The organism is Micromonospora sp. DT227, assembly GCF_049841835.1.
Lineage (GTDB): Bacteria > Actinomycetota > Actinomycetes > Mycobacteriales > Micromonosporaceae > Micromonospora.
This window is the reverse complement of sequence record NZ_JBNCLA010000001.1, coordinates 1,500,289-1,523,318: the sequence shown is the minus strand read 5'-3', so window position 1 is coordinate 1,523,318 and position 23,030 is coordinate 1,500,289. Positions and strand designations below refer to the sequence as shown.

Below are 23,030 nucleotides of genomic sequence, written 5' to 3'. Positions count from 1 at the left end.
GAGTCTCAATGCCTTGCCGTCCAGGGACCGTTTGTGGCCTCCCGACAGGCGACCGGCCGGCGGCGGCGGCCCGAACCGGGTCTGCGGTGTTCGTCACACCGTGGGCCCGGCGCATTTCCGGCATCCGTCCCGCGCGGGCGGGAACCGAAACCGTGACAGGCAACCACCGTCGGTGACGGCGCATCGTAGCAAGCTGTCACACGTTCGTCATCGTCTCAACAGGCGAACTGCAACAAGCTCTGGCAGCATTGGCTCGTATGTGCGGACTTGCGGGAGAGTTCCGTCGTGACGGTTCACGGGCCGATGTCTCGGCCGTGGAACGGATGGCGGCCACGATGAGTGACCGAGGGCCCGACGACAGCGGCATCTGGTCGCAGGGCCCGACCGCGCTGGGACACCGGCGCCTGAAGATCATCGACTTGTCCGCGGCCAGCGGCCAACCCATCGTGGACGCCGCCGCGGGCCTCACCGGGGTCTTCAACGGCTGCATCTACAACTACCGCGAGCTGCGCGCCGAGTTGCAGGCCAAGGGGCACCGCTTCTTCTCCGCCGGGGACAGCGAGGTCGTGGTCAAGGCGTACGCCGAGTGGGGGCTCGACTTCGTCGACCACCTGATCGGCATGTTCGCGGTGGCGATCAGCGAACGGGACACCGGCCGCCTGGTGCTGGCCCGGGACCGCCTCGGCATCAAGCCGTTGTACCTGGCCGAGAGCCCCGGCGTGGTGCGCTTCGCCTCCACGCTGCCGGCGCTGCTGGCCGGGGGCGGCGTCGACACCACCATCGACCGCGTGGCGCTCGCCCACTACCTGAGCTTCCACAGCATCGTGCCGCCGCCGCGGACCATCCTCGCCGGCGTCACCAAGCTGCCGCCGGCCACCGTCAAGGTGTACGAGGCGGACGGCACCACCCGCGAGCGGGTCTACTGGGACCCGACGTTCGGCCGGGCCACCGAGCGGGCCGGCTGGTCCGAGCGGGACTGGCAGGACGCGCTGCTCGACTCGCTCACCACCGCGGTACGCCGCCGGATGGTGGCCGACGTGCCGGTGGGTGTGCTGCTCTCCGGCGGCCTCGACTCCAGCCTGGTGGTCGCGCTGCTGGCCGGCGAGGGGCAGGCCCGCTCCGGCCTGGCCACGTTCTCCATCGGCTTCGACGCGGTGGGCGGCCGGGAGGGCGACGAGTTCGTCTACTCCGATCTGGTGGCGAAGACGTTCGGCACCGACCACCACCAGATCCGGGTCCCCACCGGCGACCTGCTGCCGCCGCTGGAGGCCGCCGTGGCGGCCATGAGCGAACCCATGGTCAGCCACGACTGCGTGGCGTTCTGGCTGCTCAGCCAGGAGGTCGCGCGGCACGTCAAGGTGGTCCAGTCGGGCCAGGGCGCGGACGAGATCCTGGGCGGCTACCACTGGTACCCGCCGCTGGCCGGGGTGGACCGGGAGGCGGCGCTCGACACGTACGCGAAGGCGTTCTTCGACCGCGACGCGGCCGGACTGGCCCGGGTGCTCAACCCGGACTGGCTGGCCGACGGCGACCCGGCGCGCGAGTTCGTCGCCGCGCACCTGGGCCGGCCGGGCGCGCAGACCGCGGTCGACGCCGGCCTGCGGATCGACACGCAGGTCATGCTGACCGACGACCCGGTGAAGCGGGTCGACAACATGACCATGGCGCACGGGCTGGAGGCCCGGGTGCCGTTCCTCGACCACGAGTTCGTCGAGCTGGCCGCGAGCTGCCCGCCGGAGTTGAAGCTGGCCCAGGGCGGCAAGGGCGTGCTCAAGGAGATCGGCCGCCGGGTGCTGCCGCACGAGGTCATCGACCGGCCGAAGGGCTACTTCCCGGTGCCGGGCCTCACCCACCTGGAGGGCAAGCTCCTCGACCGGGTACGCGACGCGCTCAGCGCCCCCGAGGCGCGCCGCCGTGACCTGTTCCGCGCCGACTACGTCGACGCGCTGCTCGCCGACCCGAATGCCGAACTGACCCCGTTGAACGGAAACAAGCTGTGGCAACTGGGACTCCTGGAAATGTGGCTCCAGAGCCACGGAATCGACTGACCATGACCGACACCCTCGCCACCGGCACGGCTCGCACCGACCGGGAACGGGTGCTGGGCCGGCGTCGGGAACGCACCGGCCCGGGCGGCGACCCGGTCGCCCCCGGTACGCCGGAGCCGGCGCTGCCGTCCACCGCCGTGGCCACCGACGCCTCCGGCGTGGTGCTGGACTGCGGCTGGGGCCGGCTGGTCTTCGGCCAGACCTTCACCGACCAGGTGCACGTCGCCGACGTGCTGCGCTCCGAGGCCAACGGCGCCCGGGACATCTGCATCTACCTGCGCGACCCGCACGTGCTGGTCTCCCGGCTGCCGGACGAGCTGTTCATCGACCCGTCGCTGACCTACCGGCTACCGCTGGGCGAGCACCGGCCGGCCGCCACCGAGGGCGAGGACATCCCCGGGTTGACCGTCCGGCCGCTGCGCGACGCCGACGACGCGGACGCGGTGAACCGGATCTACGCCCGCAACGGCATGGTCACCGCCCCGGTCGAGGTGCTGGTGGACAACGCCGCCACCGACCGGTTCCTGCACCTGGTCGCCGAGAACGCGGCCGGTGAGGTGGTCGGCACCATCACCGGCGTGGACCATGTCGCGGTCTTCGCCGACCCGGAGCAGGGCGCCAGCCTCTGGTGCCTGACGGTGGACTTCAACACCGCGCCGCCCGGCACCGGCCAGGCGCTGCTCACCGCGCTCGCCGACCAGCTCGACGCGCGCGGCCGGGCGTACGTGGACCTGTCCGTGCTGGCGGAGAACTCGGGCGCGATCCGGCTCTACGAGCGGCTCGGCTTCCACCGCACCGGCACGCTCTGCGTGAAGCGGAAGAACCCGATCAACGAGCGGCTGTTCCTGCCGGCCATGCCCGCGGGTTACGACGAGCTGAACCCGTACGCGAAGATCGTCGCGGACGAGGCGATGCGGCGCGGCATCCGGGTGGAGGTGACCGACCCGCACTGGGGTGAGCTGAAGCTGACCAGCGGCGGCCGGACCATCCACACCCGTGAGTCGCTGTCGGAGCTGACCTCGGCGGTGGCGATGAGCCGCTGCGACGACAAGCGGGTGACCCGGCGCATCCTCACCGAGGCGGGCCTGTCCGTGCCGCGTGGGCGCACCGCCACCGGCGAGCCCGACGACCTGGCGTTCCTGGCCGACGTCGGCCCGGTGGTGGTCAAGCCGGCGCGCGGCGAGCAGGGCAACGGGATCACCGTCGGCGTACGGACGCCGGAGGCGCTGACCGCGGCCGTCGAGCTGGCCCGGCGGTTCTGCCCGGACGTGTTGATCGAGGAGCTGCGCGCGGGCGAGGACCTGCGGGTGGTGGTGATCGACCACGAGGTGGTGGCCGCCGCGGTCCGCCGGCCGGCGCAGATCACCGGCGACGGCGTGCACGACGTCACCGAGCTGATCGGGCGGCAGAGCCGCCGTCGGGCCGCCGCCACCGGTGGCGAGTCCCGGATCCCGATCGACGACATGACCCGCGAGGTGGTGGCCGAGGCCGGCCACCAGATGCACGACGTGCTGCCGGAGGGTCAGGTGCTGGCGGTCCGCCGGACGGCCAACCTGCACACCGGCGGCACCATCCACGACGTGACCGCCGAGCTGCACCCGGCGATCGCCGAGGCGTGCGTGACGGCCAGCCGGGCGCTGGACATCCCGGTCACCGGGCTGGACCTGCTGGCGCCCGCCCCGGACGCCCCGGAGCACGTGTTCATCGAGGCCAACGAACGGCCGGGGCTGGCCAACCACGAGCCGCAGCCGACCGCCGAACGCTTCGTCGACCTCCTCTTCCCGGGCACGCGGGCACCGCAGCGACTCTGGTCGCCGGCCGGTGCGGCAGGCTCAGGGGCATGACCGCACGCAAACCCCAACCGCTCGACCTCGACCTCGAATACCTGCGCCAGGTGCTGGTGGAACTGCTGGAGATCCCCAGCCCGTCCGGGCGCACCGACCACATCCAGCAGTACGTCGGCGAGCGGCTCTCCGCGCTCGGGATCAGCTCCACGCTGACCCGGCGCGGGGCGCTGAGCGCCTGCCTGCCCGGGCCCCGGCCGACCGGCGCGGACCGGGCCGTCGTGGTGCACACCGACACCATCGGCGGCATGGTGAAGCGGCTCAAGGAGAACGGGCGGCTGGAGATCAACCCGATCGGCACGCACAGCGCCCGCTTCGCCGAGGGCGCCCACGTGCGGATCTTCACCGACGACCTGGAGCGGGTGGTCACCGGCCAGGTGCTGCCGCTGAAGGCGAGCGGGCACCGCTACAACGAGGCGGTCGACCTCCAGGGCGTCGGCTGGGAACTGGTCGAGGTCCGGGTCGACGAGCCGGTGCACGACGAGGCCGGCCTGCGGGCGCTCGGCATCGACGCCGGGGACTTCGTCGCGCTGCTGCCCAACCCGACCATCACCCCCACCGGGTACGTCAAGTCCCGGCACCTGGACGACAAGGCCGGGGTGGCGGCGGTGCTGACCGCGTTCAAGGCGATGGTCGACGCCGGCGTCACCCCGGCGGTCACCGCGCACCTGCTGGTCACCGTCACCGAGGAGATCGGCCACGGCGCCAGCCACGGGCTCGACCCGGACGTGGCGGAGATCGTCTCGGTGGACGCGGCGGTGGTCGCGCCCGGCCAGCAGTCCCGGGAGACCGCCGCCACGTTGGCCATGGGCGACGGGGTCGGGCCGTTCGACTACCACCTGACCCGCAACCTGGCCGCCATCGCCAAGGAGCACGGCGTCGACCTGGTCCGCGACGTCTTCGACTACTACCGCTCGGACGCGGCGTCCGCGGTCGAGGCCGGCGCGCACGCGCGGGTGGCGTTGCTGGGCTTCGGCGTGGACGCCACCCACGGCCACGAGCGGACCCACCTCGACGGCCTCCACCAGCTCACCCAACTGCTCTGCCTCTACCTCCAGAGCCCGCTGGTCTTCCCGGAGTGGGACGCCGAGCCGGAGGGCGACCTGGCCGACTTCCCGTCGCTGGCGGTGCAGCCGGCGCACGAGGACGGCCCGCGCGAGGGCCCGATCGGCGTGGAGTGAACGTCTGTGATCGAAATCCGTTGCCGAGGCCGCCGGGAAGTGGATAGCGTGGCGGTACACGGGAAAGGAGGTGGTCCAGACTTGTATAGCAATCGGACTCGTGAGGTGGCTGTCCGCTAGCCGCTGTCCTCGACAGTGAACATCGTCCGCCGCGAGGCGGGCACAGCACGATCGTCGAGACCGTGTGGCAGCGGTGCGGCGAAACCACGACAGCCACCCGACCCCCGGGGTGCCGGCCCAGTCCAGCCGGCCCGCGCGCGAGCGCGGAAGCCCCGGGGGTCGTTCCATGTCAGCCGGAGGATTCGGTGTCGATGCGGGAACTGGTGGTGCTCGGCACGGCCAGTCAGGCCCCCACCCGGGCACGCAACCACAACGGTTACCTGCTGCGCTGGGACGACGAGGTGATCCTCTTCGACCCGGGCGAGGGCAGCCAACGCCAGATGCTGCACACCGGCGTGACCGCCACCGACCTGACCCGGATCTGCGTCACCCACTTCCACGGCGACCACTGCCTCGGGCTGCCCGGCATGATCCAGCGCCTCTCCCTGGACCGCGTCCCGCACCCGGTGGCCGTGCACTTCCCGGCCGGCGGCGCCGACTACTTCGCCCGGCTGCGGCACGCGTCCAGCTTCCACGAGACCGCCGAGCTGGCCGTCGAGCCGATCGACGCCGACGGGCAGCGGATCACGCTGGGCGTCGGCACGCTGGAGGCCCGCCGGCTGCGCCACCCCGTCGAGACGTACGGCTACCGGCTCGTCGAGCCGGACGGCTGCCGGATGCTGCCGGAGCGGCTGTCCGCGTACGGCATCGTCGGTCCGGCGGTGGGCAGGCTGCTCCGCGAGGGCCACCTGGACGTCGACGGACGCCGCGTCACCTCCGACGAGGTGAGCGTCACCCGACCGGGGCAGCGGTTCGCGTTCGTCATGGACACCGGGCTCTGCGACGGCGTGTACGCGCTGGCCGAGCACGCCGACCTGCTGGTCATCGAGTCGACGTTCCTGGCGTCGGAGGCCGCGCTCGCCGCCGAGGTCGGCCACCTCACCGCCGGCCAGGCCGCGCGGGTGGCCACCGAGTCGGGGGTACGCACGCTCGTGCTCACCCACTTCTCCCAGCGGTACGCCGACCCGCGCCGCTTCCACGACGAGGCCCGCGAGCACTTCGCCGGCGACCTGGTGATCGCCGAGGACCTCCAGACGGTGCCGGTGCCGCCCCGGCGGGTACCGTCGCCCGGGTGACCGTCTCCCTACGCCCCGCGACCGAGACCGACCTGCTGGCGGTCGGCGCCCTGCACCAGCGCTCCCGGGTGGCGGCGTACTCGTCGTTCCTGCCCCCCGAGGCGCTGGCCGAGCCCACCGCCGAGGCGATGGGCCACTACTGGGTGGAACGGTTGACCTGGGAGGGCGCGGACCACCGGATGACCGTGGCCGAGCGGGACGGACGGCTGGTGGGCTTCAGCTATCTCGGGCCGGACGACGAGGGTGACCCGGCGACCGGGCTGCTCCACGCCCTGCATCTCGACCCGGACGAGCGGGGCCGGGGCACCGGCCGGGCGCTGATGCTGGACGCGCTGGACGCGGCGCGCGCCCGTGGGTGGGCCCGGGCGGCGCTGTGGGTGCTGGCCGACAACGCGTCCGCGCGCCGCTTCTACGAGCGCGGCGGCTGGCACGCCACCGGCACCCGGAGCACCGACCGGATCGGTCCCCGGCGGGTCGCCCGGCTCCGCTACGCGCGGGAGGTGTGAGGGGCCCCGTCGCCGGGGCCCCGCACCCCGCTCAGCGCGCGCCGAGGTGGGCCAGCAGGTCCTGCCGGGTCAGCACACCCTTGGGCTTGCCGTCGACCAGCACGAGCGCCGCGTCGGCCTTCTCCAGCAGCGTCACCGCCTCGCTGACAGGCTGCCCGCCGCCGATCATCGGCAGCGGCTCGCCCATGTGCCGCTCGATCGTGTCGTGCAGGTGGGCCTGGCCGGTGAAGAGCGCGTCCAGCAGGTCCCGCTCGGCGATCGAGCCGGCCACCTCCCCGGTCACCACCGGCGGCTCGGCCTTGAGCACCGGAAGCTGGGAGACGCCGTACTCGCGCATGTAGTCGATGGCGTCGCGGACCGTCTCGGTGGGGTGCACGTGCACCAGCTCGGGCAGGCCACCCGGCTTGCCGCCGAGCGCGTCGGCCACGGTCGGCTCGGCGCCGGCGTCGTCCAGGAAGCCGTACCGGGCCATCCAGCGGTCGTTGAAGATCTTCGAGAGGTAGCCCCGGCCGCCGTCCGGCAGCAGCACCACCACCACGTCGTCCGGGCCGGCCTTGCGGGCCACCTCCAGCGCGCCCACCACGGCCATGCCGCAGGAGCCGCCGACCAGCAGCCCCTCCTCACGGGCCAGCCGGCGGGTCATCTCGAAGGACTGCTTGTCGGACACCTCGACGATCTCGTCGGCGACGGACCGGTCGTACGTCTCCGGCCAGAAGTCCTCGCCGACGCCCTCGACCAGGTAGGGCCGGCCGGTGCCGCCGGAGTAGACCGAGCCCTCCGGGTCCGCGCCGATCACCTTCACCCGGCCCTCGGACGCCTCCTTGAGGTAGCGACCGATGCCGGAGATGGTGCCGCCGGTGCCGACACCGGCGACGAAGTGGGTGATCTTCCCGTCGGTCTGCCGCCACAGCTCCGGGCCGGTCGTCTCGTAGTGCGAGCGCGGGTTGGCCGGGTTGCTGTACTGGTTGGGCTTCCACGCGCCGGGGATCTCCCGGGCCAGCCGGTCGGAGACGTTGTAGTAGGAGCGCGGGTCCTCCGGCGCGACGGCGGTCGGGCAGACCACCACCTCGGCGCCGTACGCCCGCAGCACGTCCTGCTTGTCCTGGCTGACCTTGTCCGGGCAGACGAACACGCAGCGGTAGCCCCGGAGCTGGGCCACCAGGGCCAGCCCGACGCCGGTGTTGCCGCTGGTCGGCTCCACGATCGTGCCGCCCGGCCCGAGGATGCCCGCCTTCTCGGCGTCCTCCACCATGCGCAGCGCGATCCGGTCCTTGACCGAACCGCCCGGGTTGACGTATTCCACCTTCGCCAGCACGGTCGCCTGGATGCCCTCGGTGACGTTGCGCAGGCGAACCAGCGGGGTGTTGCCGATCAGCTCGACGACGTTGTCGTAGTACCGCACCTCGTTGTGCCCTTCGTAGCGCCGCCGTCGGAGGGCGGCCGGTCAGCCGGTTCGCCGCCCAGCGTACGTGCCGTCAGGGGGCCACCTGCCCCGGGATGACGGAGCTGCGGCGTGCCTCCCACTCCAGGAACCGTTCGGTCTCGGCGAGCACGCTGCCGGCCAGCCAGGTGACCATGACGGCGTCGTCGGCCAGCCCGAAGATCGCCAGCGGGATCTCCGGCAGCAGGTCGATCGGGGAGACGACGTACGCCGCCGCGCCGGCCATCAACGCCAGGCGCAGCCCGCCGTCGTACTCCCCCCGCCCGGTGGCCCGGATCATGCGCGGCAGCGCCGCCAGCCGGGCACCCAGCGACGGCCCGCCCCGCGCCCCGGCCGCCAACGCCCGGGCCAACGCGGCGAACGCGGCGCTGCGCTTCAACGTCTTCCCCATGATTCCGCCTCTCTTCGCCGGACCAGGGTGCGGCCCCGTGGCAAGCCCCACCCCACCGGTACCCAGAACGGCCGGCTCCCAGCCGCAGGATCAAGGACAGCGGTCGTCGTACCGGCGCGATACTGTCGGTTCATGGGGGACGTCGGTTCCGTCGCGCCGCTCCGCCGGCGACGCGCCCGGCAGATCGCCCGCCTCGCGGCGATCGGCACGGGCGCCACGGTGGCGGCCACGGCCGCCACCGGTGGCGTGCTGCTCGGCCAGGCCCGGCAGGCCCGCCGCACCATCCCGATGGCCGAGGCGCCACCACCACGCTGCGACGGCGTCTACGGCGCGAGGTTCCCCGGCCAGCCGGTCACCATGGTCGTCCTCGGCGACTCCTCCGCGGCCGGCTACGGCGTGCACCGGCGCCGGGAGACGCCCGGCTCGCTGCTGGCCACCGGCCTGTCCCGCCGGCTGCACCGCCCGGTCCGGCTGCACCGGTTCGCCGTGGTGGGCGCGCTGTCGGCCGGGCTGAAGCCGCAGGTCGAGTCCGCCCTGGAGGTCGCACCGGACGTGGCCGTGGTGCTGGTCGGCGGCAACGACGTCACCAACCGCACCCCGCCGGCGTTGGCCGTGCGCTACCTGGTCGACGCGGTCCGCACGCTGCGCGCCGCCGGTTGCGAGGTGGTCGTCGGCACCTGCCCCGACCTGGGCACGATCCGGCCGATCCAGCCGCCGCTGCGTTGGCTGGCCCGACGCTGGAGCCGCCAGCTCGCCGCCGCCCAGACGGTGGCCGTGGTGGAGGCGGGCGGCCGGACGGTCTCCCTCGGTGACCTGCTGGGGCCGCGGTTCGCCGCCGAGCCCGGCCGGATGTTCGCCTGGGACCGGTTCCACCCCTCCGCGGAGGGGTACGCGATGGCCGCGGCGGCGCTGCTGCCCACCGTGCTCTCCGCGTTGGGCGCGGTGCCGGAACGCCGTCCTTCGCGCATCGGGCTGGAAGGCGTACGGTCGCTCCCGGAGGCGGCCCACGAGGCGGCCCGGCACGCCGGCACGGAGGTCAGCGGCGCCCAGCTCCGGGGCCGCGACCGCGGGCCGGGCGGTCGGTGGGCACAGCTCCGCCGGCGAGCGTTCTTCGGCGTCGGCGCGCTGCCCCCCAGCGGCACCGCCACCGACTCGGCCACGCTGGAGGGAATGGCATGAGCGAGCGAAGCGGAGTGCCGGCATGAGCGAGCGCAGCGAGCGAATCGGCAGGCTCAGGGCGATGGTGCCTCATGGCGGCACGGAGCGAAGCGGAGTGCCGGCATGAGCGGATCGAACGAGACGGCGGCCCGGTGGGGCCGGGCCGCGGCGCTGTCGCTGCTGGCCGGCACGGTGGGTGGCGCGGCGGTCCTCGCCGGCCAGGCCATCGCCGCCCGCACCCGGGAGTACGCCCAGCCCGAGCTGGGTCTGGTGCTGCGCGCCACGGTCGGCCGGGCCGACGCCCCGCCGCTGCGGCTGGTGCTGCTCGGCGACTCGTCGGCGATCGGGGTGGGCGTCGACCGGTTCGAGGAGACCATCGGCGGCCAGCTCGCCCACCTGCTCGCCGAGGGGCCGACCGGCCGGCGGGTGCACCTGTCCAGCGTCGGGGTCTCCGGGTCCCGCGCCACCGACCTGGCCACGCAGGTGGCCCGCGCGCTGCTCGGCGAGCGGCCCGACGTGGCGGTGGTGCTGATCGGGGCGAACGACGCCACCGCCATGGGCCGTCCGGCCGACGCGGCGGCGTACCTCGGCTCGGCGGTCCGCCGGCTGCGCGAGGCCCACATCGAGGTCGTCGTCGGCACCTGCCCCGACCTCGGCGCGGTACGCGCCGTCGCCGCTCCGCTGCGCCAGGTGCTCGGCTGGTCCGGGCGGCGGATGGCGCGGGCCCAGACGGCGGCCGTGCTGGATGCCGGCGGCACCGTCGTCGACCTGGGCACCGAGACCGGCCCGGTGTTCCGGGCCGACGCCGGCACGCTCTGCCACGACGGCTTCCACCCCTCCGCGGACGGCTACCGGGTCTGGGCGCACGCGCTGCTCCCGGCCGTCGAGGCCGCCGCCGCGGTCGCGTTCCGGCACCACCGTCGGCCGCCGGCAGGGTGACATTTCCCGCCCGGGGCGCGGCTTCCACCGCAAGTTACCCGCGGGTTAACGTTGGTTCATGCCGATTGAGTCGCCCCGCGACGCCGTCATCGTCGCCACCGCCCGGTCCCCCATCGGCCGCGCGTTCAAGGGTTCCCTGCGCGAGGTCCGCCCGGACGACCTCGCCGCCACCATCGTCCAGGCCGCCCTCGACAAGGTGCCGGCGCTCGATCCCACCACCATCGACGACCTCTACCTCGGGTGCGGTCTGCCCGGCGGTGAGCAGGGCTTCAACATGGCCCGGGTGGTCGCCACGCTGCTGGGCCTGGACGGGCTGCCCGGCGCCACGCTGACCCGCTACTGCGCCTCCTCGCTCCAGACCACCCGGATGGCGATGCACGCGATCCGGGCCGGTGAGGGCGACGTGTTCGTCTCCGCCGGTGTGGAGATGGTCTCCCGTTACGCCCGGGGCAACTCGGACACCCTGCCGCCGGAGGCGCAGGCGCTGGTCGGCGGCGGTTGGGAGAACCCGCGCTTCGCCGAGGCACGCGAGCGCTCGCAGGCCCGCACGCAGGCCGGCGCCGAGGTGTGGACCGATCCGCGGGAGGCCGGCCGGCTGCCGGACATCTACCTCGCCATGGGGCAGACCGCGGAGAACCTGGCCCAGGTGTACGACGTCACCCGCGAGGACATGGACGCGTTCGGCGTCCGTAGCCAGAACCTGGCCGAGAAGGCGATCGCGGACGGCTTCTGGGCCCGCGAGATCACGCCGGTCACCACGCCGGACGGCACCGTGGTCAACGCCGACGACGGCCCGCGTCCCGGGGTGACCCTGGAGGGCGTGGCCGGCCTCAAGCCGGTGTTCCGCCCGGACGGCCGGATCACCGCCGGCAACTGCTGCCCGCTGAACGACGGCGCCGCCGCCGTGGTGATCATGAGTGCCGGGCGGGCGGCCGAGCTGGGGCTCACCCCACTGGCCCGGATCGTCTCCACCGGCGTCACCGCGCTCTCCCCGGAGATCATGGGCCTCGGCCCGGTCGAGGCGTCGAAGCAGGCGCTGAAGCGGGCCGGCATGACCATCGACGACGTCGACCTGGTGGAGATCAACGAGGCGTTCGCCGCCCAGGTGATCCCGTCGTACCGGCAGCTCGGCATCCCGGAGGAGAAGCTGAACGTGGCCGGCGGCGCGATCGCGGTCGGTCACCCGTTCGGCATGACCGGCGCCCGGATCACCGGCACCCTGCTCAACGCGCTGGAGTGGCACGACAAGACCATCGGCCTGGAGACCATGTGCGTCGGCGGCGGCCAGGGCATGGCCATGGTGCTCGAACGACTGAGCTGAACTCGGTTCACCACAGCACGCGCCGGGTACCGGAACCCGCATGGCGACCGTCGTGGAACGCGAGCGCACATTCTCCGGCGACGAGGGTTTCCGGCTGCCCGACCTGACCGGCTGCGGTGGCGTCGTGACGATGTCCGACGCCACCGCCTCGGAGCTGGACGCCGTCTACTGGGACACCGACGACCTACGGCTGCTGCGGAGCGCCCACGCGCTGCGGCGGCGTACCGGCGGGCACGACGCGGGCTGGCACCTCAAGGTGGGCGCGGTCGGTGGAGCCCGGGTCGAGCACCAGTTTCCGGCCGGGGCGGCCGACGCCGGCCCACCGGCCGAGCTGGTCGCGTTGATCCGGGGCGCGTCCCGGGGTCGGCCGGTGGCCCCGGCGGCCCGGATCGTCAACCACCGCCGGGAGCGACGACTGCTGGACGCCGACGGTCGTGTGCTGGCCGAGGTGGCCGAGGATGACGTCCGGTCCGAGGACCTGGTCGACGGCACCGCCCGGACCTGGCACGAGATCGAGGTCGAGCTGGTCGACGGCGACGAGGAGCTGCTCGACGCGGTTTCCGCCCGGCTGGCCGGGGCCGGCGCCCGGGAGGTGTCGGTCAGCAAGTCCCACCGCGCGGTCGCCGGGCGGCTCGCCCGGTTCGACGACCGGGCGCCCACCGGCCCGGCCGGGCCGGTCGTGGGGTACGCCCGGAAGCAGCGGGACGCGATCGTCGGCAACCACGCGGCGGCGTACCAGGGCGACGCGGACGCGGTGCACGACATGCGCGTCGCGATCCGCCGGCTGCGGGCCACGCTGCGTACGTTCCGCGGCCTGTGGGACCGGCGGGAGAGCGAGGCGGTCCGGGGCGAGCTGCGGCGGCTCGGCGGCGACCTGGGCGGGGTCCGCGACGTCCAGGTGCTGACCGCCCGACTCGCCGCGGCGGTGCACGAACTGCCCGACGAGCTGGTGCTCGGCCCGGTCGCCGCGCGGGTCGGGGAGCGGTTCGCCGCCGACCTGGCCGGGTCGACCACCGCCCTGCGCGCGGCGTTGGACGACGACAGTCATCCCGACCTGCTGACCCGCCTGGACCGGCTGCTCGACGGCCCGACCGCCGAGGTGAACCGCCGCTGGGTGGACCGCCGGGTACGCCGCGCGGTGCGCCGCGCCGACGAGCGGCTGGACCGGGCGCTGGCCGACCGGGGACCGGCCGGGGACACCGCCCTGCACGAGGCGCGCAATAAGTACAAGGCGGCCCGGTACGCGGTGGAGGTCCGGGTGCCCGACGCCGGCAAGCCGGCCGCCCGCCTGGTGAAGCGGCTCAAGACGCTCCAGAACCTGCTCGGGACACACCAGGACTCGGTGGTGACCCGGGAGGCGCTGCGCCGGCACGCGCTGCGGGCGTACGCCGAGGGTGAGAACACGTTCACCTACGGCCTGCTGCACGCGCGGCAGGCCGAGGCCGCCGGGCACGACCTGCCGGCGGTGCAGCGCGCACTCGACCGGGCCCGCCGACCCGGGGTGCGCCGCTGGCTGAAGCCCTGATCACCGACTCTCACGCCGGCCCGACCGGACCGGCCGGCGGCCACCGACTCCGCCGCCGGTAGGGAGACGCTCCGGTCGCCACTCGCACCGGCTTTCCCGACGCCTACGAACTTGATGGCGCAGACGGGTCGGGTACAGCGCATCGCGAGAGACCACGGCGCGACCCGTCGCGCCACCGGAACGGAAACGTGCTGCACCTCGCCCGCGATCTTGCACTTCCGGCCCGCTGTCCGCCCGTTATACCCGATTCGCCGGGGCAACAAGTGCAAGATCGACGGGGGTGGGGTGGGGTGGGGCGGGGGTGGGGGTGGGGTGGGGTGGGGTGGGTTAGAGGGTGGCTCGGGTTTGGGTTATCGCGTTGACGGCGGCGGTCAGGACCGGGGTCGGTGGGGCGGCCAGGGCCAGGTCGGCGGCGACCACCCGGAGCTGGTCGGGCAGGGCCAGGTCGCTGGGCAGCCGGGGCACCTCGCGACGCGGCTCACCGGCGGCGTCGGCGGCCAGGTTGGCGAGCTCCTGGACCAGCTTGTGCACCAGGTCGGCCCGGGACACGTTGCCGCCTGCGGCCGGCGCCGACCAGCGCGGCTGCTGCCAGTGCCCGACCTGTCGGACCAGCAGGGCCACCGCCCGGTCCAGTTCCGCTGCGCTCATCACCGCCGAGTCTACGGACGACGCCCGCCGCCGCGGGATGCGGCAGGCGGGCGTCGACGGGCGGGCGGGACGGTCAGTCGTCGCCCTGGAAGTAGCTGAGCAGCCGCAGGATCTCGATGTAGAGCCAGACCAGGCCGACCACGATGCCGAACGCGGCCGTCCAGGCGTAGCGCTGCGGGAGCCCCATCCGGACCCCCTCCTCGATCTGGGCGAAGTTGAGCACGAAGCTCAGCGACGCCACCACGATGCAGACCAGGCTGAAGCCGATGGCGAGCGGGCTGCCGTCCCGCAGGTGCGTGTTGACGCCGAACAGCGACAGCACCAGGTTGACAAGCATCACCCCGAACAGGCCGGCGATGATCGCCACCATGATCCGGGCGAACTTCGGGGTGGCCCGGATGATCCGCGCCTTGTAGATCATCGCCATCAGGAAGAAGACGCCGAAGCTGGCCGCCACCGCCTGGAGCACGATGCCGTCGTAGAGCGAGTCGAACGCCTTGCTGACCATGCCGACGAAGACGCCCTCGACGATCGAGTACGTCACCACGAGCGCCGGGTTCGCCATCCGGGAGAACGAGATGATCAGGCCGAGCACCAGGCCGACCACGGCGGCGCCGATCCAGGCGACGCCGACCAGGGCGTCCGGCACGAGCACCCAGGCCGCAGCGGCCGAGGCGCCCAGGATGGCGAGCATGAGGACCGTCTTGACGACCACGTCGTCGAGGGTCATCGGGGTCACCGCGGGCGGGGCCACCGGCTGGCCGTAGCCGCTCGGGTAGTGCTGCTGCGGCGGGTACTGCTGGGGGTATCCGGGCTGACCGTACGGCCCGGGCTGGGCGTACCCGGTCGCCCGCTCACGCTCGGCCGCCTGGCCGAGCCGGGCGAGCACCGGGTTCGAGGTCTTCACTTCTCAGGCCTCCCTCAGGGGGTCGTTCGCACGTAGACGTGCACCTCCCAGCGTAGACGCGGCGACAACACCGTGCGCGGCGTCAAGCTGTGGGAAAGCTGAGAGTTCCGTGCCCGGGGCGGGGGTCGAACCCGCACGCCTTTCGGCAGCCGCTTTTAAGGCGGCCGTGTCTGCCGTTCCACCACCCGGGCGGGTGACACCGCCGTGCCGACACGCGCGGTGCAGATCTCACCGTAGCGGCTGCGCCGCGCCGCGGCGTACCCCGTGGGGGGCGGCCGATAGGGTCGGGGCCGTGACCAGCGCCGCCCGCGCGGCCCCCGGGCCCGACCGCGACCAGGCGGTCCGACCCGCACCGGCGACCGCCGCGGCGCGGGTCGACCGGGTACGGGCCGCCGCTCGCCGGCACCGCGCGGACCTGCTGGTCGGGCTGCTGTTCGTGGCGTTCGCCGGCGGCCTCACCCACGGCCTGTGGCCGACGCCGGGCACCCGGATGCTCGCGCTCAACCCGGCCGACCAGACGCTCTACGAATGGTTCCTGGCGCTCGACGCGCGGGCCCTGGGCGGCGACTTCAGCCTGGTCACCGACCGGCTCAACGCGCCGGACGGGGTCAACCTGATGGCCAACACCTCGGTCGTCGCGCTCGGGGTGCTGCTCGCGCCGGTCACGTGGGCGTTCGGCGCGCCGGTCACGTTCGCCCTGCTCGTCGCCGGCAACCTGGCCGGCACGGCGGTCGCCTGGTATCTGCTGTTCACCCGGACGCTGCGGGCCCACCGGCTCGCCGCCGGGCTCGGCGCGGCGCTCTGCGGCTTCGGGCCGGGCATGGTCTCGCAGAGCAACGGCCACCTGCACATGACCGCGCAGTGGCTGGTCCCGGTGCTGGTCTGGCTGGTGGTGCGGCTGCTGCGCGCCGCCGACCCGGCCGGACACCGGGACGGCCCGGACCGCCGCCGGATGATCTCCTCAGCGGTCGGGCTGGCCGGCACCGCCGTCGTCCAGGTCTTCGTCGGCGAGGAGGTGCTCTTCCTCACCGCGCTCACGCTGGCGGTGCTGGCCGTCGCGTACGGGCTGGCCGACCGGGAGCTGTCGCGTCGGGCACTGCCCGGCTTCGCCGGCGGGCTGCTCGGCGCCGCCGGGCTCGCGCTGGTGGTGCTGGCGTACCCGCTCCGGCTCCAGTTCGCCGGCCCGCAGGGCGTCGCCGACGGGATCTTCCCGCCCGCCTACTTCTCCGCCGACCTGACCGGCTGGACCCGGCTCTCCGCGCTGACCGTGCTCGGCAGCCCGGAGGCGGTCCGGCTGACCACCGGCCCGGCGGAGTTCACCACGTTCCTGGGCTGGCCGCTGCTGCTGGTGACGGCCGGCTGCGCGGTCTGGCTGGGCCGGCGCGCGCTGGTGCGCGCCCTGGTCGCCGCGGCGCTGGTCATGGCCGCGTTCTCGCTCGGCCCCGAGGTGGTCGCCGGCGGCGAGCGGACCGGCGTGCCCGGCCCGTACGCGCTGCTGGCCGGCCTGCCGGTGGTGGACGGCGCGCTGCCCAGCCGGTTCGCGCTGGCGGTGCTGCCGCTGGTCGGCGCCGTGCTCACGCTCGCCGTGCACCGGGCACTGCACGAGCCGGGTCCGGCGCGCCGGCTGGTGCCGCTGGCGGTCGGCGCGGCCCTGCTCAGCGTCTTCCCGACGCCGCTGCCCACGATCGACCGGCCGCCGCTGCCCACGTTCGTAACCGGCGGCCACTGGCGACAGTGCGTACGCCCGGGCGGGGTGCTGGTGCCGGTGCCCACGGCCACCCCGCAGCATCCCGGGCCGATGCGGTGGGCCACCGCCGCCGGCGTCGGGTTCGGCATGCCGGAGGGGTTCTTCATCGGCCCGTACGGTCCCGGCGGCTCGGCCACCATGGGCACCTGGCAGCGTCCCACCTCGGCGCTGCTGGCCGACGTGGCCCGGCGGGGCGTCGCCCCGCCGATCGGTGACCGGCAGCGCCGCCAGGCGGCCCGGGACGTCGACGCCTGGGGCGCGTCCTGCGTGGCGCTCACCGACGACGCCCCGCACGCGGAGCTGCTGCGCCGGACGCTGGAGGCGCTCTTCGGGCCGGGTGCCCGGGTCGCCGACGCCTGGACCTGGCGGTTCTGACCCCGGCCCTGCTCCGACCCCGGGTACGGCGAAGGGCCCCTCCCGTGCGGGAAGGGCCCAACGCTGCGAGCGTCAGACGCGCGCCGCGGCGGGCGGCGGGGCGGACGCCTCCGCGAACTCCTCACGCGGGTCGTGCAGCTGGCCCAGCGCGACCACCTCACGCTTGAGGAAGAACGCCAGCGACCAGTCCACCACCACCCGGACCTTGCGGTTGAACGACGGGATCCGCGACATGTGGTACGTCCGGTGCATGAACCACGCCGGCCAGCCGGTCATCTTCACGCCGTAGACCTGCGCCACGCCCTTGTGCAGGCCGAGGCTGGCCACGCTGCCGACGTGCTTGTGCTTGTAGTCGACCGGTTCGCGCCCGCGGATCACGTTCGCGATGTTGTCGGCCATCCGGGCGGCCTGCCGCACCGCGTGCTGCGCGCTCGGCGAGCAGAAGTTGCCCGGCTCCTTGGTCAGGTCCGGCACGGCGGCGCAGTCGCCGGCGCTCCACGCGCCCTCGACCACCCGGTCGCCGTCCACGACCTGGAGCGTCGGCCGGCAGGTCACCCGGCGACGCTCGTCGCGCGGGAGGTCGGTGGCGTCCAGCATCGGCGACGGCTTCACGCCGGCCGTCCACACGATGGTGTCGGACGGGAAGCTGTCGCCGTCGGAGAGCTTGACCACCCCGTCGACGCAGGACTCCAGTCGGGTGTCCAGCCGGATGTCCATGTTCCGCTTCAGGAGCTGCTGCACCGTGTAGGCGCCCATGTCCCGGTCGACCTCGGGCAGCACCCGCTGGGTCGCCTCGACCAGCACCCAGCGCATCTCCTCCGGCTTCAGCTCCGGGTAGTAGCGCAGCGCGTCGCGGGCCATGTCCTCCATCTCGGCGAGCGCCTCGATGCCGGCGTAACCGCCGCCCACGAACGTGAACGTCAGCGCCCGGCGACGGACCTCCGGGTCGGTCGTGGCGGCCGCCACGTCCAGCCGGTCCAGCACGTGGTTGCGCAGGAAGATGGCCTCGCCGATGGTCTTGAACCCGATGCCATTCTCGTGCAGGCCCGGGATCGGCAGGGTGCGGGAGACCGAGCCGGGGGCGACCACCACGTGGTCGTACGGGATCTCCCGGGTCGGGCCGCTGATCGGCTGCACCACGGCGGTCTTCCGGCCGTGGTCGATCCGGGTGACCGTGCCGGCCACCACCGTGCACTTGCGCAACTCCCGCCGCAGCGGCACCACAGCGTGTCGCGGGGAGATGTTGCCGGCCGAAGCCTCCGGGAGGAACGGCTGGTACGTCATGTGCGGCTGGGGGTCGACGACGACCACCTCGGCCTCACGGGAGCTCAGCTTCTTGGACAGGCGCAGAGCGGCGTACAGGCCAACGTGCCCGGCACCCACGACAAGGATCCGCTTCGGATTCACGTCATCCATCTTTCCCCGGGGGGCTCCGGTAATACCGCGCGAGACCCCCTTCTGTGACGGAGCACAACCGGTGTGACCTGCACAACGTCCCGCCGCGTCCCGTCATCTGCGACGCAGCAGCCACCCCAGCAACGCGCTCAGCCCCACCGCGACCAGCAGTCCCACCACGGTCGCCACCTGCGTCCCGGCGGTCCCGCCGACCCCACCGAGCCAGGCCAGCACGACGCCGAGCACGGCGCTGCCCAGCACCACGCCACCGGCCCGGGCCAGCCACCGCAGCACCAGGTCCGGGTCGATCAACCCGTCGTAGGGCAGCAGCGCGGCCAGCGCGCAGAGCGTGTGCGCCAGGTAGAGCAGCGTGGCCACGGCGAGCAGCCGCCACAGCGCCGGCGGCCGGTCGTAGCCGAGCATGGCCAGCAGCCAGCCGCCGACCGTCACCAGCGCGGCGAACGTCGGCCAGAGCCGGCGCGGCGCGACCGCCGGCAGCACCGCGGCCACCGTCAGGGCCAGCAGCGACCGCGGGGCCAGCATCTGCACCGGGTACGCCAGCAGGAAGCCGGCGAACACGACGAGGAAGATGCCGACGCGCACCAGCAGCGGCAGCGGGCTGACCCGGGCCACCTTGTACCGCACCGCCCGCACCCGTTCCACGAGCCCGCCCGCCAGGTCACTCACCGCAGCCCCACCCTCGGCGCCATGGCCAGGCGGGACACGTCGCGCAGCACCTCGTCCAGGCTGCCCGCGCCGGCCCAGCGCACCACCGGCACGCCGTGCTCGCGGAGCTGCCCGATCATCGTGTCCCGGTCCAGCCGCCACAGCCGGTACGCCACCTCGGCCCAGCCCCGTTCCTTCGGCACCGGCAGCTCCGCCGGCAGCGTGTCCACCGCCACCACGAACCGCCCGCCCCGGGCCAGCCGGGCCAACATCTGCGCCGACCGCTCGTCCAGCAGCGGGGTGAGCACCACCACGAGCGCGTCCGAGGAGAGCACCTGCGGGCCGAACACTTGGTCGTACGGCTCGTGCGGGGACGACTCGGCCTGCACGTCGAGCAGCCACTCCAGCACGGTCAGGTACTGCCGACGCCCGGTCGCCGGGCGCAGTCGCCGGGCGGCCGGACCGTACTCCAGCAGCGCCACCCGGTCGCCCCGGTGCAGGTAGTGCTCGGCGATCGCGGCGGCGGCCCGGACCGTGGTGTCGAGCACCGACGCCGGCCCGCGTACGCCGCCGGAGCGGCCCGCCTCGGCGAGCACGTCCAGCAGCACCACCACCTCGGCGTCCCGGTCGGAGAGGGTGGCCGCGACGTGCAGTTGGCGGGCCCGCAGCGACACCCGCCAGTCGATGCGGCGCAGCCGGTCCCCGGGCGCGAAGACGCGTACGCCGGCCAGTTCGCCGCCCTCCCCCGGCCGCCGTGACCGGTGCGCGCCGACCAGCCCGGCGGCCCGGGGCATCGCCTCGACCGCGTCGAACGGCTCGGTGCGCGGGTAGACCCGGGCGCGGATCGGGGCGGTGATCACCGCCCGGGAGACCAGCAGCCCGTCGGCGGCGGCGACCCGGACGCCGGCCGGGCCGAACGGGTGCCGGCCCCACCGCAGCGCGGTGCCGCTCAGCTCCAGGTCGACGGCGCTGCCCCGGGGCACCGACGTGACGAACGGTCGGTCCGCGCCGCCGGAGCGGCTCACGTCCATCTCGGCACCGCCGAAGCCGACCTTCTCCACCCGCAGCCAGGGCGACATCCGGGTCCGGACCACCGCCAGGTCGTAGCCGATCAGGTCCGGGTTGGCCACCGCCACCGTGGTGGCCATCGGCGACCCTTCGACCAGGTGCGTGTCCGCGACGCTCAGCTCCAGCTCGGGCTGGGTGGCCGGGCGGCGGCGCAACCCGTACGCGGTGCCCAGCGCGAACGGCGTGGCCAGCACCACCAGGTCGATCCGGCCGAGCAGCACGGCCGCGACGAGCAGCACGCCGGTGAGCAGCACGGCCCGGCCGAGCGCCCAGGTGGGCGCCCAGCCGTTCGCCGGCTCGGCCCGCTCGTCCATCAGCGCCCGGCGGCGTAGCTGGGCAGCGCGCCGCTGGCCGGGGCGGGCGTCGACTCGAGCACCTCGCCGACCACGAACGCCGGGTCGACCCGGCGCAACCACATCTCCGGACGCAGCGTGATGCGGTGCGCCAGCGCGGGCGCCGCCACCGCCTTGACGTCCTCCGGCACCACGTAGTCCCGGTTGGCGAGCACGGCCCGCACCCGGGACAGCAGCAGCAACGCCAGCGAGCCGCGCGGCGACGCGCCGACCAGCACGGACGGGTGCTCGCGGGTGGCCGCGGTGAGCGCCACGATGTACCGGCCGATCGAGTCCTCGACCACCACGTCCTCCAGCGCGGCCTGCATGGCGCGCAGCGTGGCGGCGTCCACCACCGGCGTGATCTCGGCCTCCTCGCGGCGGCGGGCGATACGGCGGCGCAGCACGTCCCACTCCTCGTCGTGGTTCGGGTAGCCGAACGAGACGCGCAGCAGGAACCGGTCGAGTTGCGCCTCGGGCAGCGGGTAGGTGCCCTCGTACTCGATCGGGTTGGCGGTGGCCAGCACGTGGAACGGCTCGTCCAGCCGGTAGGTCACGCCCTCCACCGAGACCTGCTTCTCCTGCATCGCCTCCAGCAGCGCCGACTGGGTCTTCGGCGGCGTCCGGTTGATCTCGTCGGCGAGCAGCAGGTTGGTGAAGAGCGGCCCGGCCCGGAACGAGAAGTCGCCGCTGCTCTGGTCGTACAGGAACGAGCCGGTGACGTCGGCGGGGAGCAGGTCCGGGGTGAACTGGAGCCGGCGGAAGTCCAGCCCGAGCGCCTGCGCGAAGCACCGCGCGGTGAGCGTCTTGCCCAGGCCGGGCAGGTCTTCCAGCAGCACGTGGCCGCCGGCCAGGATGCCGGCCAGCACCAGCTCCAGCGCCTCGCGCTTGCCGACCACGACGGTGCCGACCGCGTCCAGGACGGTCCGGGCGAGCCGGCCCACCTCGGCGGGAGGCATGCTCCGGTCCTCGTTCATCAGATCTTCTCCAGTTCGGCGACGATCGCCGCGAGGTCGCGCGGCGTCGGGGGGCGGCGGGCGGGGGTGCCGAGGAACGTCCACAGCGGCTCGCCCAGCAGGGCGCGGGCGCGCGCCGGGTCGGACTCGCGGGTGACGCCGTGCCGCTGGCGCAGCCGCTCGTCGGCCAGCTCACCGAGGCGCGGCAGCACCCGCTCGGTGAACCGCTCCCGGTTGTCGACGCACCAGTCCAGCGGTCGTTCCCAGCCGTTGATGGCGGTGCGCAGCGCGTCCCGGGCGGACCAGTTCCAGGTGCCGGACTCCTCACCGCCGGAGGACCGCAGCCCGGCGCGCGGCGGCGGCGGGGGCGAGAGCGCGGCGGTGACCCGGCGCACGGCGAGCACCGCGAGCACGCCCGCCACGATGATCCAGAGCGGCACCCGCAGGCCGACCGCGCGGAGGCCGACCACGATCACCACGACGGCGGCGGCGGTGACCAGCACGATCCGCAGCAACCACCGGGCCCGGCCACCGGACGGTCGTTCGGCGGCGGAGCCGGTGGGCTCCTCGCCGGAGCCGAGCAGGTCGTCGATGCTGGTGCTCATGCCGAGCCGACCTCCCCCGCCGCCACCCCGGTCAGCTCGCCGCGCAGCCGGCGCAGCGCCGCCCGGGCCTGGTCGCGGGTGCGTTCGTCGACCGGGTGGGTGGCGTAGCGGGCCTCGCGGTAGACGTGCGCGAACCCGTCCAGCACGTCGGCGCTGGCGATCGCCGGGATGCCGGCCTCGGGGTCGCCGCGCAGCAGCCGGCTGACCAGGTCGGTGGGCGTGTCGCCGGTCCTCCGGGGCACCCCGGTGTCCTCGGCGGCCTCCTCCAGCCGGACCCAGCAGGCGATCACCGCGGTCCGCGGGTCGGTGGCGCGGTCGTCCAACTCCTCCAGCCCGGCGTCCAGGGCGGCCACCACCTCGCGGGCGGTGCCCTCGGCGGTACGCCGGGTGCGCCGCACCGGCACCGCGCGGGTGGTCCGGCGCAGCGCGCCGCGGAGCACGCTCCAGAGCAGGTAGCCGACGACGGCGAGCACGATCGTGAAGAGCAGTGCCACCGCGGCGGTGCCCAGCCAGTCGGGCACCCCACCCTCGGAGGGGATGCCCAACTCCCGGGGCTCGGCCGGGATCGACGGCGGCGCCTCGGACGGATAGTCCGGGACGTACGGGACGTTGTCCACGGGCGGGATCCGGCTGGTCCCGATCGCGGAGTGCCCGGCGGCGAAGGCGGCGACCGCGAGCAGCACCGCGACCGCCGTGACCGGCCACCACCTGCGCAGCACGCCGAAGTCCATTCCCCCGCCTC

The 23,030-nt window shown here is 74.2% G+C and carries 20 protein-coding genes and 1 tRNA gene; 10 read left to right on the top strand and 11 right to left on the bottom strand.

The genetic code is table 11. The features are described from left to right. The first annotated feature begins 257 nt into the window (after positions 1–257). From ACLQ2W_RS07850 to ACLQ2W_RS07830, 5 genes are all read left to right on the top strand, one after another. On the top strand, positions 258–2,048 hold the full coding sequence (locus ACLQ2W_RS07850; protein ID WP_425785814.1) for an N-acetylglutaminylglutamine amidotransferase: 1,791 nt from the start codon (positions 258–260) through the stop codon (positions 2,046–2,048). Between the two features lie 2 nt (positions 2,049–2,050). Further along, positions 2,051–3,892, top strand: a complete 1,842-nt coding sequence (gene ngg / locus ACLQ2W_RS07845) for an N-acetylglutaminylglutamine synthetase (protein WP_425785813.1) — start codon at positions 2,051–2,053, stop codon at positions 3,890–3,892. Then, a complete protein-coding gene (locus tag ACLQ2W_RS07840; RefSeq protein ID WP_425785812.1) occupies positions 3,889–5,073 on the top strand; it encodes an osmoprotectant NAGGN system M42 family peptidase in 1,185 nt (394 codons plus the stop codon). Before ngg ends, ACLQ2W_RS07840 begins: the two co-directional genes overlap by 4 nt. A 305-nt stretch (positions 5,074–5,378) precedes the next feature. Next, on the top strand, positions 5,379–6,308 hold the full coding sequence (locus ACLQ2W_RS07835) for a ribonuclease Z (protein ID WP_281944147.1): 930 nt from the start codon (positions 5,379–5,381) through the stop codon (positions 6,306–6,308). Then, complete coding sequence (locus ACLQ2W_RS07830; RefSeq protein WP_425785811.1) at positions 6,305–6,814, top strand: GNAT family N-acetyltransferase; 510 nt, start codon at positions 6,305–6,307, stop codon at positions 6,812–6,814. Before ACLQ2W_RS07835 ends, ACLQ2W_RS07830 begins: the two co-directional genes overlap by 4 nt. A 31-nt stretch (positions 6,815–6,845) precedes the next feature. Here ACLQ2W_RS07830 and ACLQ2W_RS07825 read toward each other — a convergent pair whose 3' ends face one another. Both ACLQ2W_RS07825 and ACLQ2W_RS07820 read right to left on the bottom strand, forming a co-directional pair. Further along, positions 6,846–8,216, bottom strand: coding sequence for a cystathionine beta-synthase (locus ACLQ2W_RS07825; RefSeq protein WP_107162303.1), 1,371 nt, complete (start codon positions 8,214–8,216; stop codon positions 6,846–6,848). 73 nt (positions 8,217–8,289) lie between these two features. Continuing rightward, positions 8,290–8,646: a YkvA family protein gene (locus ACLQ2W_RS07820; RefSeq protein ID WP_281944153.1), complete on the bottom strand. Its 357-nt coding sequence runs from the start codon at positions 8,644–8,646 to the stop codon at positions 8,290–8,292. 132 nt (positions 8,647–8,778) lie between these two features. On the opposite strand from ACLQ2W_RS07820, the gene ACLQ2W_RS07815 reads away from it, so the two are divergent. The 4 genes from ACLQ2W_RS07815 to ACLQ2W_RS07800 all read left to right on the top strand — a co-directional run bounded on the left by ACLQ2W_RS07815 (position 8,779) and on the right by ACLQ2W_RS07800 (position 13,589). Further along, on the top strand, positions 8,779–9,825 hold the full coding sequence (locus tag ACLQ2W_RS07815) for an SGNH/GDSL hydrolase family protein (RefSeq protein WP_425785810.1): 1,047 nt from the start codon (positions 8,779–8,781) through the stop codon (positions 9,823–9,825). Positions 9,826–9,927: 102 nt separating this feature from the next. Continuing rightward, on the top strand, positions 9,928–10,743 hold the full coding sequence (locus ACLQ2W_RS07810; protein WP_425785809.1) for an SGNH/GDSL hydrolase family protein: 816 nt from the start codon (positions 9,928–9,930) through the stop codon (positions 10,741–10,743). A 58-nt stretch (positions 10,744–10,801) separates the two neighbouring features. Continuing rightward, entirely contained in the window at positions 10,802–12,064 is a 1,263-nt protein-coding gene (locus ACLQ2W_RS07805; RefSeq protein ID WP_425785808.1) for an acetyl-CoA C-acetyltransferase, read from the top strand. A 40-nt stretch (positions 12,065–12,104) separates the two neighbouring features. Further along, the gene (locus tag ACLQ2W_RS07800; RefSeq protein ID WP_425785807.1) at positions 12,105–13,589 is read left to right on the top strand and encodes a CHAD domain-containing protein; all 1,485 of its coding nucleotides are present in this window, start codon (positions 12,105–12,107) and stop codon (positions 13,587–13,589) included. A 327-nt stretch (positions 13,590–13,916) separates the two neighbouring features. On the opposite strand, the gene ACLQ2W_RS07795 is transcribed toward ACLQ2W_RS07800, so the two are convergent. From ACLQ2W_RS07795 to ACLQ2W_RS07785, 3 genes are all read right to left on the bottom strand, one after another. Continuing rightward, positions 13,917–14,237 carry a hypothetical protein gene (locus ACLQ2W_RS07795; RefSeq protein ID WP_425785806.1) on the bottom strand — a complete coding sequence of 107 codons (321 nt, stop codon included), beginning with the start codon at positions 14,235–14,237 and terminating at the stop codon, positions 13,917–13,919. Positions 14,238–14,310: 73 nt separating this feature from the next. Further along, positions 14,311–15,144 carry a Bax inhibitor-1/YccA family protein gene (locus ACLQ2W_RS07790; RefSeq protein ID WP_425785805.1) on the bottom strand — a complete coding sequence of 278 codons (834 nt, stop codon included), beginning with the start codon at positions 15,142–15,144 and terminating at the stop codon, positions 14,311–14,313. A gap of 110 nt (positions 15,145–15,254) precedes the next feature. After that, positions 15,255–15,335: transfer RNA gene (locus ACLQ2W_RS07785), tRNA-Leu, on the bottom strand. A 101-nt stretch (positions 15,336–15,436) separates the two neighbouring features. Here ACLQ2W_RS07785 and ACLQ2W_RS07780 point away from each other — a divergent pair. Continuing rightward, positions 15,437–17,266 carry a hypothetical protein gene (locus ACLQ2W_RS07780; RefSeq protein ID WP_425785804.1) on the top strand — a complete coding sequence of 610 codons (1,830 nt, stop codon included), beginning with the start codon at positions 15,437–15,439 and terminating at the stop codon, positions 17,264–17,266. Positions 17,267–17,338: 72 nt separating this feature from the next. Here the strand turns inward: ACLQ2W_RS07780 and ACLQ2W_RS07775 are convergent, their stop codons facing one another. The 6 genes from ACLQ2W_RS07775 to ACLQ2W_RS07750 all read right to left on the bottom strand — a co-directional run bounded on the left by ACLQ2W_RS07775 (position 17,339) and on the right by ACLQ2W_RS07750 (position 23,019). Further along, positions 17,339–18,673, bottom strand: coding sequence for an NAD(P)/FAD-dependent oxidoreductase (locus ACLQ2W_RS07775; protein ID WP_425785803.1), 1,335 nt, complete (start codon positions 18,671–18,673; stop codon positions 17,339–17,341). A gap of 102 nt (positions 18,674–18,775) precedes the next feature. Then, positions 18,776–19,339, bottom strand: a complete 564-nt coding sequence (locus tag ACLQ2W_RS07770) for a hypothetical protein (RefSeq protein WP_425786031.1) — start codon at positions 19,337–19,339, stop codon at positions 18,776–18,778. Positions 19,340–19,344: 5 nt separating this feature from the next. Beyond that, positions 19,345–20,709: a DUF58 domain-containing protein gene (locus ACLQ2W_RS07765; RefSeq protein WP_425785802.1), complete on the bottom strand. Its 1,365-nt coding sequence runs from the start codon at positions 20,707–20,709 to the stop codon at positions 19,345–19,347. Beyond that, the gene (locus ACLQ2W_RS07760; RefSeq protein WP_405092448.1) at positions 20,709–21,704 is read right to left on the bottom strand and encodes an AAA family ATPase; all 996 of its coding nucleotides are present in this window, start codon (positions 21,702–21,704) and stop codon (positions 20,709–20,711) included. The genes ACLQ2W_RS07765 and ACLQ2W_RS07760 overlap by 1 nt, the downstream gene beginning before the upstream one ends. Then, the gene (locus tag ACLQ2W_RS07755; protein ID WP_425785801.1) at positions 21,704–22,288 is read right to left on the bottom strand and encodes a hypothetical protein; all 585 of its coding nucleotides are present in this window, start codon (positions 22,286–22,288) and stop codon (positions 21,704–21,706) included. The genes ACLQ2W_RS07760 and ACLQ2W_RS07755 overlap by 1 nt, the downstream gene beginning before the upstream one ends. Then, positions 22,285–23,019: a DUF4129 domain-containing protein gene (locus ACLQ2W_RS07750; RefSeq protein WP_425785800.1), complete on the bottom strand. Its 735-nt coding sequence runs from the start codon at positions 23,017–23,019 to the stop codon at positions 22,285–22,287. The genes ACLQ2W_RS07755 and ACLQ2W_RS07750 overlap by 4 nt, the downstream gene beginning before the upstream one ends. Positions 23,020–23,030 lie beyond the last annotated feature (11 nt).